The sequence below is a fragment of the Aminipila terrae genome (genome assembly GCF_010120715.1).
Classification (GTDB): domain Bacteria; phylum Bacillota; class Clostridia; order Peptostreptococcales; family Anaerovoracaceae; genus Aminipila; species Aminipila terrae.
This window is the reverse complement of the sequence record NZ_CP047591.1, coordinates 2,059,053-2,080,195: the sequence shown is the minus strand read 5'-3', so window position 1 is coordinate 2,080,195 and position 21,143 is coordinate 2,059,053. Positions and strand designations below refer to the sequence as shown.

21 protein-coding genes and 1 pseudogene are annotated in these 21,143 nt (G+C 35.4%); 3 read left to right on the top strand and 19 right to left on the bottom strand.

Going from position 1 to position 21,143, the window contains the following annotated elements; all coding sequences use genetic code 11:
• Positions 1-75 precede the first annotated feature (75 nt).
• A complete protein-coding gene (locus Ami3637_RS09810) occupies positions 76-759 on the bottom strand; it encodes a DUF554 domain-containing protein (protein ID WP_162362416.1) in 684 nt (227 codons plus the stop codon).
• A gap of 60 nt (positions 760-819) precedes the next feature.
• Positions 820-1,638: a MerR family transcriptional regulator gene (locus Ami3637_RS09805; RefSeq protein ID WP_162362415.1), complete on the bottom strand. Its 819-nt coding sequence runs from the start codon at positions 1,636-1,638 to the stop codon at positions 820-822.
• 236 nt (positions 1,639-1,874) lie between these two features.
• Between Ami3637_RS09805 and Ami3637_RS09800 the strand changes: the two genes are divergently transcribed.
• Entirely contained in the window at positions 1,875-2,276 is a 402-nt protein-coding gene (locus Ami3637_RS09800; RefSeq protein WP_162362414.1) for a bacteriohemerythrin, read from the top strand.
• Positions 2,277-2,364: 88 nt separating this feature from the next.
• Here Ami3637_RS09800 and Ami3637_RS09795 read toward each other — a convergent pair whose 3' ends face one another.
• From Ami3637_RS09795 to Ami3637_RS09780, 4 genes are all read right to left on the bottom strand, one after another.
• Positions 2,365-2,934, bottom strand: coding sequence for an acetylglutamate kinase (locus Ami3637_RS09795; RefSeq protein WP_162362413.1), 570 nt, complete (start codon positions 2,932-2,934; stop codon positions 2,365-2,367).
• A gap of 84 nt (positions 2,935-3,018) precedes the next feature.
• Positions 3,019-3,936, bottom strand: coding sequence for a DUF4097 family beta strand repeat-containing protein (locus tag Ami3637_RS09790; RefSeq protein WP_162362412.1), 918 nt, complete (start codon positions 3,934-3,936; stop codon positions 3,019-3,021).
• Positions 3,929-4,546, bottom strand: coding sequence for a DUF1700 domain-containing protein (locus Ami3637_RS09785; RefSeq protein WP_162362411.1), 618 nt, complete (start codon positions 4,544-4,546; stop codon positions 3,929-3,931). The genes Ami3637_RS09790 and Ami3637_RS09785 overlap by 8 nt, the downstream gene beginning before the upstream one ends.
• Positions 4,539-4,859, bottom strand: a complete 321-nt coding sequence (locus tag Ami3637_RS09780; protein WP_162362410.1) for a PadR family transcriptional regulator — start codon at positions 4,857-4,859, stop codon at positions 4,539-4,541. Before Ami3637_RS09780 ends, Ami3637_RS09785 begins: the two co-directional genes overlap by 8 nt.
• A 199-nt stretch (positions 4,860-5,058) precedes the next feature.
• Between Ami3637_RS09780 and Ami3637_RS09775 the strand changes: the two are divergent.
• A pseudogene (locus tag Ami3637_RS09775) lies at positions 5,059-5,672 on the top strand (DUF6143 family protein).
• Positions 5,673-5,773: 101 nt separating this feature from the next.
• Here the strand turns inward: Ami3637_RS09775 and Ami3637_RS09770 are convergent.
• The 12 genes from Ami3637_RS09770 to Ami3637_RS09715 form a co-directional block, all read right to left on the bottom strand.
• Positions 5,774-6,001, bottom strand: a complete 228-nt coding sequence (locus Ami3637_RS09770; protein WP_162362409.1) for a hypothetical protein — start codon at positions 5,999-6,001, stop codon at positions 5,774-5,776.
• A gap of 251 nt (positions 6,002-6,252) precedes the next feature.
• The gene (locus tag Ami3637_RS09765) at positions 6,253-7,608 is read right to left on the bottom strand and encodes a sensor histidine kinase (RefSeq protein ID WP_162362408.1); all 1,356 of its coding nucleotides are present in this window, start codon (positions 7,606-7,608) and stop codon (positions 6,253-6,255) included.
• A 1-nt stretch (position 7,609) separates the two neighbouring features.
• Positions 7,610-8,317 (bottom strand): LytR/AlgR family response regulator transcription factor, encoded by a 708-nt coding sequence (locus Ami3637_RS09760; protein ID WP_162362407.1) that lies wholly within the window; start codon positions 8,315-8,317, stop codon positions 7,610-7,612.
• 115 nt (positions 8,318-8,432) lie between these two features.
• Positions 8,433-9,260 (bottom strand): M15 family metallopeptidase, encoded by an 828-nt coding sequence (locus tag Ami3637_RS09755; RefSeq protein WP_279286661.1) that lies wholly within the window; start codon positions 9,258-9,260, stop codon positions 8,433-8,435.
• Between the two features lie 75 nt (positions 9,261-9,335).
• Positions 9,336-10,109, bottom strand: a complete 774-nt coding sequence (locus Ami3637_RS09750) for a hypothetical protein (protein WP_162362406.1) — start codon at positions 10,107-10,109, stop codon at positions 9,336-9,338.
• Positions 10,093-11,547, bottom strand: coding sequence for a sensor histidine kinase (locus Ami3637_RS09745; RefSeq protein WP_162362405.1), 1,455 nt, complete (start codon positions 11,545-11,547; stop codon positions 10,093-10,095). Before Ami3637_RS09745 ends, Ami3637_RS09750 begins: the two co-directional genes overlap by 17 nt.
• Complete coding sequence (locus Ami3637_RS09740; protein WP_162362404.1) at positions 11,544-12,203, bottom strand: response regulator transcription factor; 660 nt, start codon at positions 12,201-12,203, stop codon at positions 11,544-11,546. Before Ami3637_RS09740 ends, Ami3637_RS09745 begins: the two co-directional genes overlap by 4 nt.
• Positions 12,204-12,413: 210 nt before the next feature.
• Complete coding sequence (locus Ami3637_RS09735; RefSeq protein WP_162362403.1) at positions 12,414-14,378, bottom strand: FtsX-like permease family protein; 1,965 nt, start codon at positions 14,376-14,378, stop codon at positions 12,414-12,416.
• The gene (locus Ami3637_RS09730; RefSeq protein ID WP_162362402.1) at positions 14,371-15,138 is read right to left on the bottom strand and encodes an ABC transporter ATP-binding protein; all 768 of its coding nucleotides are present in this window, start codon (positions 15,136-15,138) and stop codon (positions 14,371-14,373) included. The genes Ami3637_RS09735 and Ami3637_RS09730 overlap by 8 nt, the downstream gene beginning before the upstream one ends.
• A gap of 126 nt (positions 15,139-15,264) precedes the next feature.
• Complete coding sequence (locus tag Ami3637_RS09725; RefSeq protein WP_243157982.1) at positions 15,265-16,278, bottom strand: ATP-binding protein; 1,014 nt, start codon at positions 16,276-16,278, stop codon at positions 15,265-15,267.
• Positions 16,275-16,946: a response regulator transcription factor gene (locus Ami3637_RS09720; protein WP_162362401.1), complete on the bottom strand. Its 672-nt coding sequence runs from the start codon at positions 16,944-16,946 to the stop codon at positions 16,275-16,277. Before Ami3637_RS09720 ends, Ami3637_RS09725 begins: the two co-directional genes overlap by 4 nt.
• 15 nt (positions 16,947-16,961) lie before the next feature.
• A complete protein-coding gene (locus Ami3637_RS09715; RefSeq protein ID WP_162362400.1) occupies positions 16,962-17,915 on the bottom strand; it encodes a DMT family transporter in 954 nt (317 codons plus the stop codon).
• A gap of 262 nt (positions 17,916-18,177) precedes the next feature.
• Between Ami3637_RS09715 and Ami3637_RS09710 the strand changes: the two genes are divergently transcribed.
• On the top strand, positions 18,178-19,275 hold the full coding sequence (locus Ami3637_RS09710) for an alanine racemase (protein WP_162362399.1): 1,098 nt from the start codon (positions 18,178-18,180) through the stop codon (positions 19,273-19,275).
• A 96-nt stretch (positions 19,276-19,371) separates the two neighbouring features.
• Here the strand turns inward: Ami3637_RS09710 and Ami3637_RS09705 are convergent, their stop codons facing one another.
• Complete coding sequence (locus tag Ami3637_RS09705) at positions 19,372-21,135, bottom strand: AMP-dependent synthetase/ligase (RefSeq protein ID WP_162362398.1); 1,764 nt, start codon at positions 21,133-21,135, stop codon at positions 19,372-19,374.
• Positions 21,136-21,143: the final 8 nt, after the last annotated feature.

Below are 21,143 nucleotides of genomic sequence, written 5' to 3'. Positions count from 1 at the left end.
TTGAGATATTCATATGAAAAAATCCGAAAATTTATCGGATTTTTTCTTTTTTTGCATATGAGTATAATCGCCACACTAATGAATAATTCCCTTTAGGATAAAAAACACGATTGGTACCGCTAAAGATGGTAACATATTTAACGTTTTGCAATCTTTTATCTCTAAAATACTAAGCCCTGAGCTTGCTATTAAAATTCCCCCAATGATAGAAATCTCTGTGAACAGAGTCTCTGAAAAGAATGCGCTTGATAGGTATTGTGCTGTGAGATAAATACTTCCCTGCCAGACAAATAAAACAGGTGCAGCAAATATCATCCCAATCCCATAGGTAGACGCGAGAACCATGGCAGTAACCAAATCTAACGTAGCATTTGTAAATAAATATGTATTATCCCCATAGACAGCACTCATTACAGGTCCCAATATAGATAAAGTTCCGATACAATAAAGGAGTACCCCTGTTGACAACCCTTGTCCTAAGTTTGTTTTGGAATATCTTCCAATCAGCTTTTGAAATTTTTCATCAATATTTATGATGGAACCAATCAGACTTCCAATTGCAAGACTAATGATAAACAATACAGGATAATTACTCTTCCCCATATAATTTGCAATAGTATTTATGCCTAGTGCAACAGCAGCTAAACCCATAGCATTAAAAAGAGCACCTTTATATTCTTCTTTAATACCCCTATGAATCAGAGTCCCTATAAGACTGCCTACAATAATTGTTCCTGTATTTACAATTGTTCCTAACATTTTATCATCACCTCTTTCAACTATATAGAGATAATAATAAACCCTCTAGTAGCTAGAGTGTCAATCTTTTTTATATGGAATTTGTATTTCGGTTACATGTTGAGAAATATCATTTGTCATTCCTTCATCTATCAAGGCTATTTCAATGGCATTTCCGCATATCTTGTAGTTTCTTTCTTTTAAATACTTCAATAATTTCTTATAATACTTCTTTGCATCTTTATGTGTTCCTTGAAATCTTAAAGTTAAATACGTTCCTTTTGCAAGTTCAGAGCAGCTTGTTCCGCTTTGATCTTCCTCTTCAACAATAACAATAACAGAAGAGAATTCATCAAATTTTCCCATTTCTAAATTATCTTTTTCAATGGATAATGCAACTTTACCTAAAAATATAGCCGAATTTAACAAATGAGTGCTTCCAAGTTCTGCAATAGGATACTCAATATCCTCTCCAAGGCTTATACTCTTCTTTAAAACAGCTATCTTTCTTTCTGAAATCACTTGTTCCTTTATTTCATTAAAATCCGACTTCATAGCGTCTTGAATCTGAGAAAGACGGTTGTGAATCTTCCTTTCTATTCTTTCAAGCTCATACTTTTTGTGAGTTAGTTCATCTTGCTGCCCCTTTAACATGGTGACTAGTCCATCAACTTCTCTGTTATCTAAAAACTCTTTAATCTTAAAAAGTGGCATATTTAGTTCTCTTAAATATTTAATGGTATTTAAGTGTTCAAACTGTTTAATAGAATAATATCGGTATTTTGAATCTGGCTCGATGTATTCTGGTTTTAAAAAGTTTATTTCATCATAATATCTTAATGTCCTTATATTTATATCAAAAAGCTTTGCAATTTGGCCAATAGTAAATAAATCTTCCACTTTATCACCTCTTCATAAAATTTTATAGATGTTTTTCGTTTTATCATACCATATATCTGGAAATTTATATGTTTATTTTTACCGGCCCAGGGTATATAATTTACATAACGGAAATAACTAACAGTTCTATATGATGCTAGCAGATATATAGCTGTTAAGAAAACCATAAGTGCTGCAAATATGCTATTCTGTATGAGCAGGACTAATGTAATTTTATACATAGGAGAGTAGTAATTATGAAATACGATTGGACCAGTGATTTAGAAACAGGAAACAGTACTATAGACGGACAGCACAAGCAGTTAATAAATGCTATTAACAACTTGCTTGAGGCCTGTGCCCAGGGTAAAGGCAGAGATGCTTTAAAAGAGACTACAACATTTTTGTATGACTATACTGCAAAGCACTTCGCAGATGAAGAAAAGCTTCAGATAGCAAGTCAGTATCCTGACTATACAAATCATAAGCAATACCATGAGGGATTTAAAAAAGTTGTACGTGAAATTGCGGATCAGCTTGAAAAGGAAGGTCCTAATCTTGTTCTTGTAGGGAAAGTAAACACCAGTATCGGTGGATGGCTTATCAACCACATCAAGAAAGAGGACGTAAAAGTTGCAGCTCATATTCGTTCAAAATAAAAACCTTATTACACAAAATAGCCATTTGCATTGCAAATGGCTATTTTAATCCGATAGAAGCTTAACTGTAAAGTAAAGGGGACATACTCTAGATATTAAATTGTTTAATCAGTCCACAAGCCATTTCATCTGCCATTAGCAATGCTTCTTCCTGTATCAGGTCATATTGCATGATACTGTCTTCATATTGCCCTGTAAGTATTTGTGCCGCTTCGTTTTCAGTCATTTCTAAATGGTTATACAGCATGGACTGCCAGACTTTAGAATCCCAGTTTGGATTAATGTTTCCTAAGAAATTTGCAATTTCATCTGCATTCCCATACCATAATTTACGCTGTTCATCCGCTGTTTTTGTATCTCCCGCTTTCACCCCATTTACCAGTTGTGATGCTATCATCAGATGTTCTGTGAAAAGTTTTTCAAAATCCGAAGCTTTCTGGTTGCTATAAAACATACTCAGGAGATATGCAAAATCTTTAGGATTTTCTAACAGCCTGTTGGTGACATAATCTAAGTCCCCCAGATTTGCAGCTGTGCTTATCAGAAAAAAACGAGTCCACATTACGTGCTCAATCCAAAGACGTCTAAGTAAGTTATATAATTTTACTTCTTTTGGTGTTAAGTTACCATTCATACAATCAGAATTTTGTTGGTCCATCGTACTTCCTCCTAAATTATTCTATAATATTGTATGCTGTGTAACTAGTTTGGTTCAGGCATTTTTATTTGCCCTTTTATCTCTTTAGTGAAATTCAACTCTTATATCCCCGGTTGATGCCTGGGCATCAATGAGATTGTCTGAATTGTTATGAACCTCATACGTCCCTTCCGTACTATCCTTGCCTGCTGTAATATCTCCCATATCTGTATTCAGTTTTAAAGAATACTCCTCCTTGTTAAGAGTGGTCTGTACATCAATATCCCCCATATCCGAAACTATAGTATTTTTTCCCTTAAGGGTTCCGTCTATGTCAATATCCCCCATCTGGGTGTCTACTGACAGGCCCTGTGTCTGGATATTTTTAATAGATACATCCCCTAAGTTGGTATCTAAGCTCACAGTGCCTCCTTTCACACCAGTTAATTCAACATCCCCTAAATCCAGCCGGATATTCAGTGCTTCTGTTTCTATACCTGAAATATCAACATTCCCCAGATTATTTTCCATATCAATTAATTTTACCTTTGTTCCCTTAGGATAATATATTTTATATTCAATTCCATCATTATTTTTAAGGGAATTCTCTTTTTTTATTCCCAGGTTAATATCTTTTTTACTCAATTTATCAACAATGGACAAAGTTCCGTTTGATACTTTAATTTCAGGTTTTCCAAATTTTTTATCATAAGTATATACCACCTTAAAATCATTGCTTTCAATCATTCTGATATTACCTAGAGTAACCTTAGTTTTTATCACATTGACTGGCTGTTTAACCTCTGTAGATTCTGTAACTCTTTGTCCGCTCAATGTCACAGTGCTTTCCTGGTCAGATGTTCCTATATGCAGGCCAGATGAATTATCACCTAAATCCCAGGAAAAGTGGTTAAGCTCTATATTCCCATCTGAACCTAGCATCAGACCGATTCCGGCAAAACAAAGGCCAGATACAATTAAACAGATGCACACTATGATGTATATTTTTAATTTTTTATTCATTTTCCTCTGCCTCCTTTGTTTTTGCTTTTATTTGTCTTTTTTCATTCATTCTTTTTGCAGTAATTCTTATCAGGAACTTTACTGCAAATACAATTCCAAGTGCAAGCAGGGCTGTGGCTCCTACCAATGCCAACCCTGTACCTACTGCGAATATTCCATCAGCGAAATTAACAAAAAGTATATATATTCCTACAGCAAAGGCAACGATTCCACTGACAAAAAAAGCTGCTACACAGAATAATGCCGCCACAACCACAATTATTGCCATCACTAATATGCATATTGCCAGCAATCCACCTGCAATAGCCAGTGGCAGTGCTACTGGGGCAGCAAAAATCCCTAAAATCACCCACCATATAGTGGCAATTCCTTTTTTGCCCTGGGGGTTTCTTTCCCCTGATTTATTGCTTAACTGTTTTACTGCAAAATCTGCTTTAATCTGAGTTGCAATCCTTGAAGGGTTCCCCAGCTCTCTTAAGGCAGCTTCTTCATTCTCTGCTCCTGCATCGTCTAAATATTCATTGTAATAGTCTATTGCATCCCTGCATTCATCCTTTGGAAGCTTCGACAGTTCTGACTCAAGCTTCCTTATAAATTCCTGTCTATTCATCCTTATCACCCCCGCACAATATGGCATCAACCTGATTTTTATAAACAATCCACTCTCTTTTATACATTTCATATTTTGCTTTGCCTTCACTGGTTATGGCATAATATCTTCTGTTACGACCCTGAAACGGCTGATCATACGTTTTTAAATAGTTTTCTTTCTGCAGTCTTCGTAAGACCGGATAAAGCGTAGATTCAGAAATATCCATTACCTGCTTCATGGTTTGCGTTAATACATAGCCATAGGTATCATCTTTTGAAAGAACTGATAATACACAGGCATCAAGCAAAGCAGATCCAATTTGAAATCCCATTTTCTCCCTCTTTTCTTTTATGTTATGTTTGCAATAATACTATATGACATATAATATTATTCGTCAATACATATATTCTTACAAATTTCTTAAATAAAATACTATAGCCATTGTAAGTTTATCCATCACATTCACCAGCCCTTTAAATGGCGCATATAATGATTTAATAGTGTTACTACTCCGTAAAAAAGGTGAAACTATGTATAATAATAATGGTAATTGGTCTTGTGATTACCAATATAACTTTAGCAAAAGTGTAAACATTCCTATTGAACTATATGAATCTTTAGAAGGTAAATATTTTATTGGCTATGCTGATAATTTAAGTTTTGGAAATGGAACCAGTGCATGGGCAAGGTTATACAACCCCCGGATTCAGGCGTAAATCTATTTGTTAATGTCTGGACAGTAACAGACATATCCGAATCACCTTTTCGTGCACAGTTCTGGTTCAATTCCACTCCCCCTTCAGAAGGAAATATTCAAACAGCTCTGGTAACCCCTTCCAACACAGCCATACAGCCTCCCCCTGAACCCAGGATAGAGCTGCAGTTAGAATCTAATGTTACGGGAAATCCTGTAGGGGGCATCAAAGCCTTTGTCCGCAGAGGAGAACCAGAAATCACTTTGGTTGAAACAGAAAACGGCAAATTGATTTTCCCACCAGGAGGTTCATTTTTAGTATTTCTTTCTTTAGCAGAAGGTTCACAGGCTCCTGCTGCAGGCAGAGTAGCTTTCGGCTGGTGGGAGGAAAGAATCATCGGTAATGATTGCTTTTCCTGTGAAAATTGGAGGTTCAACAAAGATAGGTAGTATTCTTGTACAAAAATAGCCAGATTTCTTTTCTGAAATCCGGCTATTTTTTCATTATTATTTACTTTGTTTTCGTGAGTTATTGCTTTTATTTTTGATGGTTAATCAAAAGAAATCGCAGGCTTTCCCTCTTCATCCATAGCCAGGCTATAAATTCCTGCAGAAGGCTTTTCAGCCTGTTCACCCCTGGGTATAAATTCATCAAACCGCCTTACAGGACTTAAAGTATTATTGGATTTTTCATTCCTTTTTTTCCCTGAATCCACAGAAAGCTGGGATACAGATAGCTTGTCCTCCGATACTTTTAATTGTTTAATCTGCTTATCCAATTGCTCAATCTTCTTTTTTATTGAGTCATGTTCTTTGCTTTGTTGCAAAGCAAAAGGACTGTTCTCTTTTTTCAGTTTTTGCTCTAAATCTTCTTTTTCTTTTCTAACACGTCGATTTGCCTTTGCGAATCTTGATGGTCTTCTTTCACATTATCCTGTGCACAAGAATACCCTAACCCATTTATCTCCATATGTAAAACCCTCCCTCAGATACTCGGTTACCCACATTATATGAAAGGGTTCTAAGTTCTTCAATGGGTTTGTTGTGAGATGTTGTCCCAATGTTGTGGAATGATAAAAAGCACATTTAATTTAAAAGATTGAAAGTTATCTTCCACGCTGATAGTCCCACTATATTTTTCAGCAACAGCCTTGATATTTTTCAGGCCGATTCCAGAGCCTTTTGGAAAACCATCCTCTTTGTTCTGGCTGTTCTCCACTTCTATCATAAAAAAAGAGCCTTTTTGTGCTGCTGACAGCGCAATATATTTTTCATTGCTCTCTTTCATGGAATGACAGGCTTTTATGGCATTATCAACCGCATTGGAAAATACAACAGACAAATCCATTTCGTCAATTTTACCTCCAGGCGGAATCTTAACGTCACAATCAGCCTGTATCCCGGATTGTACAGCACCACCCAGTTTATTGCTCAGTAACATATCAATAATAGGATTTCCTGTCTGACAGGGGTAGGAAAATAAATCCGATGTAATCTCCAATTTGTTCAGGTATTCCCATGCCTTTTCTATTTCTCCCATTTTTATTAAACCTTTCATTACCATCCAGTGATTCTTTAAATCATGACGAAATGACCGTGTTTGTTCATATCGTGTTTGCATTTCCTGCCTATAATTTTCTTGCATTCCTAACTGTTGTTCCAGCAATGCATTCTGTATTTTCAGCTCAAAACCTTCACACAATTTACTATAAGCAAAAAGTACTGCCATCAGACAAAAAAATGCTGCAATTTGTATTAATAACATCTCTAAATCATTAATCTCAGGAAAAATTCTTTCTCCATTGGAATTTAAAATAACCATATTTCCATAATTCATGAATATATGTTGAACTACCAGCAAGATAAATAAAACAGGAAGTAAGAGAATCAGTATATACCGGTTTATTAAAGTATTTTTAATGTAGAAATACTTTAATACGTACTTATAAGTCAAAAGTACTGCAACCATGGCCAGCAAACTATTTATTATTAATATAACTGCTACGACTTTCCCATTATGAGATGCATGGGTGCAGAGTATGCTTGACAAAGATTGAAATATTCCGTTCACAACCTGCATAATGGTAATGGTTAGTACTGTTGTAACTGCTGATATCACTGGCGGACATTTCAAAACCAGATACCCAAATCCCATTAATAAGACGGTTTCCAAAACAGTTGCTACAGTAAAGGGCACTTTTAGCTGTATTTCAACTGCATATATAAAATACATGATGACTAAATAAAGAAGGTAATAGTACCAGTCTAATTTTTGTTTGATAAACCGACTAAAAAAGCCTATCTCAAGTAACGCCAGGCAACCATTTAAACCACAGAAATAAAAAATAAATTCAAACCAGCTGCCGAATATACTAAAGTTATTCATCCTATTTTTTTCTCTCTTTCATGTAATTTAGAACTGCCTTAATAAAATCCTGCTGACGGGATCTGGAAATGGGTATCTTGTTTCCATTTTCAAGTTGTGCAATCCCATTTTCATATCCGCAGACATATTGCAGATTAACTAAATAACTCCGATGGCATCGGACAAAATAACTTTTTAACTGCTTTTCTAACTCGTCAATTTTATTATAGTAGTCAATCACGCCCTGCTTCGTATAAATATAAATCTTACGATTAATAACCTCACAATAAAAAATGTCTGTAAGTCGGATTATTTTGTATCCAGTAGATTTTTGTACCGTAAGACTGGCTGTCCTTTTATCCTCTATGTAATGTAAAATCCGGTCCATGGCTCGCATAAATCTCTCATCCTCTACCGGCTTGAGCAAATAGTCTGTGGCCTCAACATCAAAAGCATCATAAACATATTCTTTTAGAACGGTAATAAATACAATATAGCTTTCCCCGCCTGCTTCTCTTATTTTTCTGGCAGCTTCCATTCCTGACATTCCTTCCATCTGGATATCAAGAAAAATAATATCATAGTCCGTACTACTTTCTACTAATTCTTCTGCATTTGAAAAGAGAAACACCTGACTGGAGCAATTGGTATTCTCCATATAAGCAACTATTTTATTATTCAACTGTGACCGCATGATTTCTTCATCATCACAAACTGCAATTTTAATCAAACTATCTGTTCCCTCTCCATATAATATTCCACTCTAAGCATACATACCGTGACGGGGCAATGCAAGAAAAATGATGTGAATGGCAGTTATATTGATGCCAAAAGTAAAGAAGACCTTAAATAGTTTTCAAATATTCTTCAAGACAGATGCCTTTTTCCATAATCTGCTTAGCAGCTTCCTTTCCCACATATCGATAATGCCAGGGTTCATAGCCAATACCTGTAAAATTGCCCTTATCTGATGGATATCGTAAAATAAATCCATATTTATAACAATTCTTCATCAGCCACTGCTGTTCAGCTGTCTCTTCTTGTTTTTTATCCAGTGACTGATATCTTGTTGATACAATATCAACAGCCAGGCCAGTCTGGTGCTCACTTGTTCCGGGAACCGCCACCCATTTAGCGGCCTCATTCCTTGCTTGTTCAGGTGAGTATCCCCGTGCAACATATTTATTTACTTGATTATTAAAAAGGTACTGCTGTTTTTCCATTGTTCTGAAAGATGAGCAGATTACAGGAGATAAACCTTCTCCGCGGGCAGCGTCTAGCATCTCCTGCAACTCTGGATAAATCCGTTTATCCACTGATTGCCCATTTTTCAATTTAGTTAATTCAACTCCAAAGTTGTCAGGTACTTTATTCCAGGGATTCACAAGAATTAAATTCCAGTCATTCCTGCTGTTTATGCCTCTATTTGCAGCACTAATTGCACTGACTTCACTGGTTTTGTTGATTTTCATTTTAGTATAATCTGTTGCAGCTTGAACTACCCCACTGCTATGATCCTGTGTGTCATTTGTGAACACTTGTCCCAGCATAAGGAATACGAAGCAGCTCATGACTAAAAACAACATTCTCGCTGCAATTTTTTTTTGCTTCTTCCTTTTCCTGCTATGTTGCCTTATCCTACAACTTCCTTGCAGATTATCCATTCTATTCATGTTTTAACCCCCTTAAAAAAACGAAATGCACTTATCTTGTAGTTAATTCTACAAAATAAGTGCATCATTCTCGTTTTATTGTTGTATCAGAATTGCATCATTTTTTAATAAAGTCTTATTAATCCATTTTATTTTATATTTATCAGAATCTTTGATATTCTCTGAAGTCACCAATTCAAAGGATAAGTAATTATTCTCCTGATTATATTCATATGAAAAGTGTAACATCTCATCTGTATAGTTTATCCATCCTCTGGAGCTATTGCCTTTAACTGAAATGTTATTTAAAGGTAGCCCTAAATAATCCATGTACAAAACCGGATTAAATTCTTCTTGAAACTCTGGCAATTCTTCTTTAGATGATATGACAATCCGATAAATTGCTGCTGTTTCCATATCCATGGAAACCCATATAGTGCAGTTTCCCCCTTTCAGACACAGTTCTTCAATATTTACTCCATTTAACGGTTCATCAATATCGAAATATGTGGTTTTTTTCAATTCTACTATCTTTACATCCTTGTCAACTTTAAGAGGAGGAATCACGTTCTTTTTCTCCAGCAACTCCAACTGTTTTATGACTTCATTTAATGATTCATGTTCAGCTGATTCCAGTAGATTGTTTGTACTTAAAACGGAATGTCCTGCCGACTTCATGATAATGGCAAATTTTTCTTTTATATGTAAAGATTTATTTGCATTCTGCTCTTCTTTTGAAATGTCTGCCGTATATACCTGATGTATCACTCTTTTATTCTCAAGGCTTGTAATTTCCACCGGCAATAATGCCACTATAAAGAGAATCAGAAACAATAAACAAATTTTAGTAAAATTATTTATTTTTTTCATTGTATGGCTCTCCCTTTAATGTAAAGGTAACACAAGTACCAACTGATATTCGGCTTGAAAAATGGATTTCAGTATTGTGCAGCCTTAATATCTCCTCACAAATAGCCAGTCCCAGTCCAACGCTGCCTTCTTTTCTGCTTCTTGATTTGTCAACCATATAAAATGCCTGCGTGATTTTTTTAATCTCAGCTTCTTCCATTCCGTTTCCGTTATCCCTTATTGTAATCATATAATTATCATTCTTCATTTCTCCCCAGACAACGATCTCGCCATTCTGACTAATTGCCTTTCTTGCATTATCAATTAAATTGATAATTACGGTTTTCATTAGCTCCGGCTCTATATAAACAGTTGCTGGTTCGATTTTCTTTATTAATAGTATGTTTGATTCCTTTAATACTGGTGACATTATAGAAAATATACCCCCAAAGAATTCTGCTGTGGAAGTTTTTCTATAGTTTATTTCCTGCTTTCTTAAAACCACCAGATCCAGCAACCTCATAGAAAGCATTTCTAAACGCTTTCCTTCTTCAAAAATATAGTTTGCACATAATAAAGTTCTTTCCTTATCCATTTGCTTTGAACGGAGCATATCTGAGTAACCAATGATAGATGTAAGAGGTGTTTTTAGCTCATGGGAAAAAGCAGCAGCAAATAATTCCTGTTTTTCCGCTTCCTCTTTTAACTGCTTAATTTTTTCATCCAGTTGTTGTGACATAAAATTGAAATTTTCCGATAGTACGGAAAATTCATCTTCCCCCTTTATTTCCACTGTCTTACTAAAATCACCTGCTGCTATTTGTTTTGCTGCAGCAGTCAGACGTATAATGGGCTGCATCAGTAGTTTTGATATAAAAAACATTAAAACACCAACAACAATAAGCATCTCTATTATAATTTCCATAAGAAGTACATACTGCATTTTTTGATTTTGAAATATGTAACTGACATTTCTAACAGTTTCAATATAGCAAAGCCTATTTAACAGTATTGCTGGGCGTATGGTCTGAATATATGTTTCATTTCCCTTTGTTTTAATCATATATCCTTTTGTATTCTGAGAAAGATTAGAAATAAGATTTTTATCAAATTCTTCTGTTAAAGAAGAAAAAAGAACCTCTTTGTTTTCCTTTATTAAACAGAATGAAATTTTTTGGTTCATATTATTGATATTCATACTTTTTGCGATTTCAAAAATTTCCCCATAATATAAATCTTCACCATCATGCAGCTCTGTAAATGAAGTCCGTCCCTGATTGTAATTTTTTAACTCATTGATAAGTGAATAATATACAATATCTCCGAATTCATTGGAGACATTTACTTCATGCTGCATAGCTGAATTAAAATTTGAATGAACCAGCTGATAACCCCCTACGGAAAAGCATGTTATGGTTATAAACATGGTGCAAAAATAAATTTTCCAGTAAAATTTCACACATTTACCTCCAGTCTGTATCCAACTTTATAAACAGCTACTATTTCTTTTTCCAGACCTAACTTTTTGCGCACACGCTGTACATGCAAATCAACGGTTCTGCTGTCACCCATGAAATCTTCTCCCCATACCCTGGTATAAATCTGGCTGCGTGACAATACCCGGTTTTTATTTTTCGCAAAAAAAACTAGTAAATCAAATTCTTTAAGGGTGAGATTAATCAATTGTCCAGACTTTGCTACTGTTCTTGCAGCAATATCAATATGAATATTGAAAATATTCATGGTTTTAGCTGTTTTATCATATCTTCTCAAAACAGTTTCGATGCGGGCCAGAAGTTCTACTATTTCAAAAGGCTTTGTGATATAATCCTGCGCCCCGGCCTTTAGCCCTTTTACTTTATCCAGAACATTTGATTTTGCAGTTAGAAAAATAACAGGAATCTCGTAAGTATTTATATATTCTATTAACTCATAACCATCAATCTTAGGGAGCATGATATCAAGTAAAACTAAATCGAATGTTCTGCTCTCAATGATGTCTGCTGCCTCTTGCCCATCATAAGCACAAGTACAACCATACCCCTCGTCTAAAAGGTTCATTTTTATTAAGTTTGAAATTGGTTTTTCATCCTCTACTACTAAAATTTTTATCATTGGAATCCCCCTCATTTGACGTTTTACAGCATAATTGTATCATACTTGCATCCTACTTTTTCTTAAGGGTATATTTATATAAAATAAAACTTTCATTAATTTATCACTTATATTGAATATCACTTATCACGTTTCCTTCATAAAATAAAAGAGCTTATCAAAATGTGCATAAAAACATTTTTAATAAGCTCTGAATTTTATCTTACTTTTTTATCTTACAATTTTATAATAAGCTTTGGCAGTCAGTCCGTAAACAATTCCATATATAATGCCAAATATTAAAATGGTAATCAGAGTGCAGGTGAGAAATAAGTTTATATCCGTCAGCCGGAACAGGGCCAGCATTTTTGTTATCATGTTAAAGGCTCCCGCTACATGTATCACTGCAACAACTAATGGTAGAAAAAATACTGTAAGCATCTGGCTTCTAATAGACTTCTTTACTTCCTTTGGAGTCAGTCCCACTTTTTGCATAATCTGGAATCGCATTCTGTCCTCATAACCTTCTGAAATCTGTTTATAGTAAATAATCAGAACTGTGGCCATGATGAATAACACACCCAGGAAACTGCCTATAAACAAGAGTCCACCAAACACTGCCATTGAATCCTGTTCCATCCCTTCCTTTGTTATTATATAAGAGTGCATATCCTGCTGCTTTAAATTGTTTTTTAACCTCTCAAGGAAAAGCTTTCCTTCTTCTGCACTCTGCTGATAATCAAATCCACTGTAGCTCTGTAGAATTCCCTCAGATTTATAAGTAGTATTGATTTTTTGTCTTAATTCTTCAAAAACATTCTGATTTGGAACAACAATATAAATCCGTTGATAATTCTGCATATTATTGACACTGCTAAATGAAAAGTTTTGAAGATGTGCCTTTACAGCGAATTTGTGATCCAGTACTGAAATTGAATCTTCATCATACTTGGAATCTGAATATATTAAGACCTGATCATCCTCCAGCTTCCTGTGAGTGTTTTCTGCACTGTTGTAGTCATCCAATGCAATAAAAAACAACTGGTAGGTTTTACTGCTGTCTTTGTCTATGCCTGAAAACTGATCTTCATTTCTCAATGAATCATACATAAAATAATTAAATACTGCTATATTTTTGGCCTGTTTTATGCCATCAGACTGACTCTTTTGAATAATATCAAAGATTTCAGATTTTGTATTTGCTGTAATGTCATTGGACATAATTTCTACTTCTCTGGGATATGCATTTTCCACTGCACTGTTCTGCCCGGAGTATAAACATACTGTTGTTGATAATGTAACTAATACCATGGTTGATAAAATACAAATATTAGCCAGACCTACAGCATTCTTCTTCATTCTGTAGATCATTCCGGACGTTCCGATAAAGTGCTTGGTTTTGTAATAATAATTTTTATTCTTCCTAAGTGTTTTTAAAACGGCAATGCTTCCAGCAGTAAACAAAGCATAAGTTCCTATGATTACCAGAATAACCGCCAGGAAAAACATCATTATTGCAGCCAAAGGTGATTTAATAGTTAAAGCGATTCCATATCCTAAAGCAATTGTAATAACACCAATTGTGGTTAAGAACCATTTGGTTTTCGGTTCTTTCTCTCCCACGTTGGAACTTTGAAGAAGTTCTACCGGCTTTGCCAGATGAATCTGACGCATATTGGACAATAACATGGCAAGGAAAATCAATCCAAATAAGATGACGGAAATCATCATTGCCCGGCTTTCAATAACAAATGCAATTGGAATCTTACAAGCCATCATTTTCAGAAGGATCAGAAACATAAATTTGCTTATCACCAGTCCACTTATTAATCCTAAAACAATGGTTATTCCATATAAAATAGCATTTTCAAAAAACAGAATAATTCCTATATGCAATTTTCCCATCCCTAGCACATTGTAGATTCCCAGTTCCTTTTTTCTCTGTTTCATAAGGAAATTGTTTGTGTAAAACAGAAAAATGCATGCAAACATTCCCACGATAAAACAGCCTAATCCTAAAATAACTCTTAGAATTTCTCCTCCTTTAACCATGGACATTCCATCACTCTCTGCAATGGAATTTAAAATATAGAACATTGCTACAGTACCTATGGAAGCAAGGCAAAATGGCAAATACATCCTGCCGTTCTTTTTCATGTTTGCCCATGCCATATTAAAATAAAAAAACCTATTCATTTGCATTACCTCCCGCAGCAATTACAACCAGCGTATGAGATATTTTTTCGTACAGTTCTTCATTTGACATTCCTGCTTTATAAATCTGATGAAATACCTGACCATCTTTAATAAAGATGACTCTGCTTGCATGACTTGCAGCTTTTGTACTGTGTGTTACCATTAAGATGGTCTGCCCACTTTTGTTAATGCCTGAAAACAAATCCAGTAAATGATCCGAGGCTTTTGAATCCAAAGCCCCTGTAGGTTCATCTGCTAAAATAATCTGAGGATCTGTAATCAATGCTCTTGCCACTGCTGCACGCTGTTTTTGACCTCCTGACACTTCATAAGGATACTTTTTTAAAAGGTCAGAAATCCCCAGTTTCTCAGCAATAGGCATAATACGCTGCTGCATGTCTTTATAGGGTGTTCTTGCCAAAACTAACGGCAGAAAAATATTATCTTCCAGAGAAAAGTTATCTAACAAATTGAAATCCTGAAAAACAAACCCAAGGTTGGCCCTTCTGAATTCTGCTATATTTCCCTCTTTTACTGCTGCAATACTTTTTCCATTTAGCAGTACTTCTCCACTGGTTGGTTTATCAAGAGCAGCTAATATATTCAGTAATGTTGTTTTTCCTGAACCGGACTCGCCCATTATGGCTACATACTCCCCCTCTTCTACCGAGAAATTTACATTGGACAATGCCTGTACCTGATTGCCCCCGAACCGTGTAGAATATATTTTTTTTAAGTTTTTCACTTCTAATAGTGCCATTTTTCTTCCTCCATTTCCTGTTATATCCCTTTTGTAGTTTTATGATAATAAAAAAACGAAACCTCTGCCATAGATTTCGCTTACATTTTAGGTTTTAACCTTTCATTTTTGTAAGGTTTCATACTTTTATTCCACTATGATTCTTTCTGTATGCAAATCCAGCAATACCTGGGTTCCTCTTGCTTCTTCCGACTCAATGGTTATTCTGTGAGATAAATTCTCCATAACTTTTTTGCACAAATAAAGCCCTAATCCACTGGCTTTCTTATCCATACGTCCATTATATCCTGTAAAACCCTGTTCAAAAACTCTTGGAAGATCCTCCCTGCTTATACCTATTCCACTATCTTCAATGATCAGAGTCTCTGATTCCTGCTTCATATATATTTTAATGCTTCCCTCTCTTGTATATTTCAGTGCATTGGACAAAAGCTGCTCTATCACAAAACTCAGCCATTTTTCATCGGTAAGCACCTGAACATCTATATGCTCCAGCTGAAGGTTTATTTTTTTATATATAAAAACTGCTGCGTACTTTTTTACTGCCTGTTTTACTATTTTCTCCAGATTGTGTTCTTCCAGTACCAGATCTGAATTCATGCTTCCCATTCGAAGATAATGCATAACCATTTCCACATATTGTTCTATCTTAAAAAGTTCCATTTTCATCTGCCTGGTGGCATCCCCTTCTTCAGCTTGAAGAATCAGGCTCAAAGCCGTTATTGGCGTTTTAATCTGATGGGCCCAGAGTGTGTAATAATCTATCATATCTCTGGTCTCTGACATAAAAACAGATTCCTGCTGTTTCATCTGTATAAACAGATCACTTACAAGCTTCTGGTAATCCTGTTCTATCAATGTCCCACAATCTGGCATACTATCAATGTTAAACGTTACCTGATTTCTTAATTCTACTAGTAAAAGGTGTTTTTTACAGGCATTATAAAACTCATATAAAAGACAGATTATTCCTAGAAATCCACATACTTCAGCAGCATATAATACTACATCTGCCGGAACAGACTGCAGCATAAAAAGGATACCAAATATGCAACAGAAAACCAGATATACTATGGCTTTTTTTACATTTTCCTTTACAAACGCCCTGGCAGTTACCATTATTTCATGTCTCGTATTCATTCAATAATATACCCAATGCCTTTCTTGGTTAAAATGTAATCTTCTAATCCTATCTCCTCTAATTTTTTTCTAAGTCTGGTAATGTTTACAGTTAAAGTATTATCATCAACAAAATTTTCATCTTCCCACAATCTGGTCATCAGGCTGTCTCTGGATACTACTTTCCCTGCACCTTCAAAAAGTACCTGGAGAAGGCGGAAATCATTTTTGGTAAGTTCTATTTTTTTATCTTCATAGATTAAAGTGGCATTTCCCAGATTGAGCAGCACCCCATTATGTTCAATGATGTTAGTGCGCCCCTGAAAGGAATAAGTCCGCCTTATGATAGCCTGAATTTTAGCAGTCAGAACACTTAAATCAAAGGGCTTAATAATAAAATCGTCTCCCCCCATGTTCATGGCCATCACAATATTCAAATTGTCCCCCGCAGAAGAGATAAACACAATAGGAACAGATGAAATCTGCCGAATCTCCCTGCACCAGTGGTATCCATTAAAAAATGGCAATGTAACATCCATCAATACAATATGTGGATCATATGAAGTGAATTCAGAAATCACATCCTTGAAATTCTCTATATATTTTACCTCAAATCCCCAATTACCAAGATGAGTCATTAAAGACTCTGCTATAACAAAATCGTCTTCTACAATCAATACCCTGTACATAAATCCTCCTGAAACCTACTTTCCTTCTTCTGAACACTCTGGAACAATTGAAATTTTGTTTGCCATATATATTCCTGCTATAACAAAAATAATTCCTACGGCCTGCAAAGGTTCCAGACTTTCTCCCAGAATAAACACCCCACATAATACTGTTAACACTGTTGTAATGCTGGCAAAAGCAGTAGTTCTTGTTGCTCCTATACATTTTATGGAAGCATTCATTAAACAAAATGCTATTACTGAGCATCCTATCCCCAGATACAGACTTGTGAGCATAAACTGAAGGTTGTGGATAGGAAGTGTCAGCCAAACCTTCACACTGCCCTTAGAAATATGCTCCATTGCTGCTCCCAGATCAAATGCCAGGGTTCCCATCCCTGTCATGATATACGTCTTCTCTATACTGCTGTATTCTGCAGCCTTATCTGACAAAATCGAAAAAACAGCAGCTGAAAAAACGGCTAAAATAAGTGCTAAATATCCCAGCACATTAAAAGATACACCTACCCCTTTACAGGTGACCATGAGCACTATGCCCGATACAGAAGTAACTACTCCGGCAGTCTGTAATCTGCCGGGGATTTTCTTTAGAAATTTAATAGACAAAATTAAAGTAACAATTGGGATCATTGCTATAAAAATGCCGCTTTCTGATGCTGTGGTCAATTTAATTCCTACAGTTTCCCCTATAAAGTACAAAACGGGCTGGAAAACAGCTAATATAATTAAAGCCTTTTTACTTTTTCCTTTTAAGTTAACTGGTAAAATTCCCAAAGCGGCTAATATGGTCATTACAATCATCCCAATAGTAAATCTCCAGCTAAGGAGAGTCAGGGGAGAAAAATTTGTTGTAATCTGCTTTGTCAGCAGCACACTGAATCCCCATATTACCTGTGCACAAAGAGAGAATAGGATTCCTTTAACAGAATCCGTCTTCTCTAAATTTTTAATTCCTTCTTTTTCACACATTTTTGGTTACACTAACACCTTTCATATGTATCTAAAGTTATTTTCTTTACTACTCTATATCCAAAAAAAACAAGTGTCAAGGGATTGGATTTTCATTTAAGAAAAAACTAATAAATTCAATAAACAATACAAAAATTATCATACAAATTCGCTTTTATTGGCAAATATAATATGTTATGATTATGATAACATTTATTCCTTATAGATAAGGAATGACCGGTATTTCTGCTGATTATTTATTAAAGAATGAGAGGAATTTCAAATGAGTACAAACACAACAAGGTATCCTCAATTAGAGGTAGATTTAAAAAAGTTCAGGCACAATATTGATTCTGTAGTTAAACTATGTCAGGATAAGGGCATTGACGTAGCCGGTGTCATAAAAGGGTTTCATGCAATACCTGAAATGGTAAAGGAGTTTGATAACTCCGATTGTAAATACATAGCTACTTCTCGAATGGAGCAGATTATTGATTCCAAAAACGCAGGTTGCAAAAAACCGTTTTTCTTAATCAGAGTCCCTATGCTCAGTGAAATTGAGGACCTGGTAAAATACGTAGAATACAGCTTAAATAGTGAACTTACCGTACTTGATAAAATAAATGCAGAATGCCAGAAACAGGGTAAACGCCATGGTGTAGTCCTAATGTCCGATTTAGGGGACTTAAGAGAAGGCTTCTGGGATGTAGACGAAATGGTGAAAGCTGCAAGTTATGTAGAAAATCAGTTGGAATGCGTTGATTTAATGGGTATAGGAACAAACCTTGGATGCTATGGTTCCATAAAAGCTACTCCTGCAAAAATGAATGAACTGATTGGAATTGCAGAAAAAATAGAAGCTGTTATTGGAAGAAAATTAGACATTATTTCAGGAGGTGCTACCACTTCCGCTGCCATGGTATTTGACGGAACTATTCCTGAAAGAATCAATCATCTCAGAATAGGTGAAGGTATCATCCTTGCTCATGATTATGGTGCCCTTTTTGGTGTAAATGCAGACTTCCTGAATCAGGATGTATTTACTTTAAAAGCTGAAATTATTGAAGTAAAAGATAAACCTAGCCATCCGGTAGGAGAATTGTCCTTCGATTGTTTCGGTCATGTTCAGACTTATGTGGACAGAGGCATTAGAAGAAGGGCGTTGGCAGCTTTAGGAAAGGTTGACTTCGGTGATTCGGATATGTTAATTCCAAGAAACGATAAATTAGAAATTTTAGGATCAAGCAGTGACCACCTAATTCTGGATATTGAAAATTGCAAAGATGATATCCATGTAGGAGATATCATTGAATTTGATTTATGCTATGCCACAATGGTTTATGCTACAAGTTCAAAGAATATTCACATTGTAGTTAAATAATTAAAAAGCAGCTTTAATCAGAACATTCTTTAAGGTTATTAAAAAACTCTGTACGAATTTTTATAAAATCATGTACAGAGTTTTTTTAGTTATATTTTATTGTTTATTTGCCTCAACAAATCTTTTGATTTTTTTTGAAGTATTCTTTTCAAATTCAGTTTTTCGAAGTACAATACGCTTAATCTTCTTAAAATACGGTGAAGTATCATTAATTTCATCCACTTCTTTCCAAAGAAGCTCTTCTACCATGTCATCTGTATATCCTTCTCCCAGACATTGTGCCACTTCCTCTTCATCAATACGAATTGATGCTACAATAACAGTGTCAAGTCCATCTTCTGACTCTTTATCGTAAACAAAGGATTCTAATACATAAGGGATGTTGCTTAGATAGTACTCTAATTCTTCCGGATAAACATTTTTCCCATTTTTAGTAATAATAACATTTTTCTTTCTGCCAGTTATATACGCATACCCTTCTGAATCAATATATCCTAAATCTCCTGTATAAAACCAGCCATCTTTTAATACTTCTGCTGTAGCCTGAGGCATATTGTAATATCCAAGCATTACATTTCCTCCCTTAAGGCATATCTCACCAATGCCTTCTTCATTTATATCTACAACTTTCATATCAAAATTAGGTAATGCTCGTCCGATGGATGCAGATTTTGGTGCTTTATCTGGATTAAGAGCCCCTATAGGTGCACACTCCGTAAGTCCATAGCCCTGCAGAGCCAGAATACCAAAATCTCTTATTCCGTCAAGTATTTCCGGATTAATAGCAGCTCCGCCGCAAATCATCAGTCGCATTCTGCCGCCAAATACAGCCCTAATGTCTTTTAGAAATATATTTCCTAAATCTAACCCAACTTTTTTAGTTGCTCTGTTAATTTTAATAATTCTTCTTAAAAGTTCTTCTTTTCCCTGCTTTCTGACATTCTGCCAGATTTTTCTGTACAGGTTCTCAAAAAGTATAGGCACTCCCAGAAATATAGTTGGTTTTACCTCTACAAGATTCTTTGCAATGTATTTAAGTCCTTCACAGTAAGCAATGGCTGCTCCTTTATACAGGGCAAGCAAAAATCCGCAGGTACATTCATAGGTATGATGAATTGGCAGTACAGAAAAGAAAATATCATCAGATCTGATTTCCAGTACTGTGGGAGCAGACATCAAATCCTCTGCTATATTTCTATGGCATAACATAACGCCTTTAGAAACTCCTGTCGTACCCGATGTAAATAACAGCATGCTTAAGCATTCCTTATCTATTTCTGCATCAATAAATTCTCTATTGCCTTTATTAATGGCTTCCTGACCCTCTTTTATAAGTTCTTTCAGAGAAATCACACCACTTGTATTTTTATCAATGTCCAGATTTACAAGCATTTTTAATACCGTTTCACCACTTGCCTGCATTTCTTTAAATACTTTTTCAAACTTCCCATCAAAAAGTACACAGCTTACTTCTGCATTGACTATCAGCTGCATAAGTTCGCTGGCATTCAATTCCTTGTCCAGAGGAACCACAATCCCGGTACCACACACAACTGCCAGATAGGATATGGCCCACTCATAACTGTTCTCCCCAATAACTGCAACTCTTTTATCCTTAAATCCTCTTACAGCCAATGCAGTGCCAAGAGCGTTAACATCTGCAAGAGTTTCGGCGTAAGTTATACTTTCGTAATTTCCACCTTTACTTTTCTTTACCCAGAATGCAGTATTATCAGGATATATTTCAGCACTGGATACCAGTAACTCTTTTATATCATTAATGGGTCTGCTTTGTTTATACCGGATATGCGGATCTCCATTCTCATATATTTTTTTAATAAATTCTTCGGCTTGTAGCATTTTTAGCT

Coding starts and splice junctions, on each gene's coding strand:
- Ami3637_RS09810 (WP_162362416.1), bottom strand. CDS start 759: ATGTTAGGAACAATTGTAAATACAGGAACAATTATTGTAGGCAGTCTT.
- Ami3637_RS09800 (WP_162362414.1), top strand. CDS start 1,875: ATGAAATACGATTGGACCAGTGATTTAGAAACAGGAAACAGTACTATA.
- Ami3637_RS09795 (WP_162362413.1), bottom strand. CDS start 2,934: ATGGACCAACAAAATTCTGATTGTATGAATGGTAACTTAACACCAAAA.
- Ami3637_RS09790 (WP_162362412.1), bottom strand. CDS start 3,936: ATGAATAAAAAATTAAAAATATACATCATAGTGTGCATCTGTTTAATT.
- Ami3637_RS09785 (WP_162362411.1), bottom strand. CDS start 4,546: ATGAATAGACAGGAATTTATAAGGAAGCTTGAGTCAGAACTGTCGAAG.
- Ami3637_RS09780 (WP_162362410.1), bottom strand. CDS start 4,859: ATGGGATTTCAAATTGGATCTGCTTTGCTTGATGCCTGTGTATTATCA.
- Ami3637_RS09765 (WP_162362408.1), bottom strand. CDS start 7,608: ATGAATAACTTTAGTATATTCGGCAGCTGGTTTGAATTTATTTTTTAT.
- Ami3637_RS09755 (WP_279286661.1), bottom strand. CDS start 9,260: ATGAATAGAATGGATAATCTGCAAGGAAGTTGTAGGATAAGGCAACAT.
- Ami3637_RS09750 (WP_162362406.1), bottom strand. CDS start 10,109: ATGAAAAAAATAAATAATTTTACTAAAATTTGTTTATTGTTTCTGATT.
- Ami3637_RS09740 (WP_162362404.1), bottom strand. CDS start 12,203: ATGATAAAAATTTTAGTAGTAGAGGATGAAAAACCAATTTCAAACTTA.
- Ami3637_RS09735 (WP_162362403.1), bottom strand. CDS start 14,378: ATGAATAGGTTTTTTTATTTTAATATGGCATGGGCAAACATGAAAAAG.
- Ami3637_RS09730 (WP_162362402.1), bottom strand. CDS start 15,138: ATGGCACTATTAGAAGTGAAAAACTTAAAAAAAATATATTCTACACGG.
- Ami3637_RS09725 (WP_243157982.1), bottom strand. CDS start 16,278: ATGAATACGAGACATGAAATAATGGTAACTGCCAGGGCGTTTGTAAAG.
- Ami3637_RS09720 (WP_162362401.1), bottom strand. CDS start 16,946: ATGTACAGGGTATTGATTGTAGAAGACGATTTTGTTATAGCAGAGTCT.
- Ami3637_RS09715 (WP_162362400.1), bottom strand. CDS start 17,915: ATGTGTGAAAAAGAAGGAATTAAAAATTTAGAGAAGACGGATTCTGTT.
- Ami3637_RS09710 (WP_162362399.1), top strand. CDS start 18,178: ATGAGTACAAACACAACAAGGTATCCTCAATTAGAGGTAGATTTAAAA.
- Ami3637_RS09705 (WP_162362398.1), bottom strand. CDS start 21,135: ATGCTACAAGCCGAAGAATTTATTAAAAAAATATATGAGAATGGAGAT.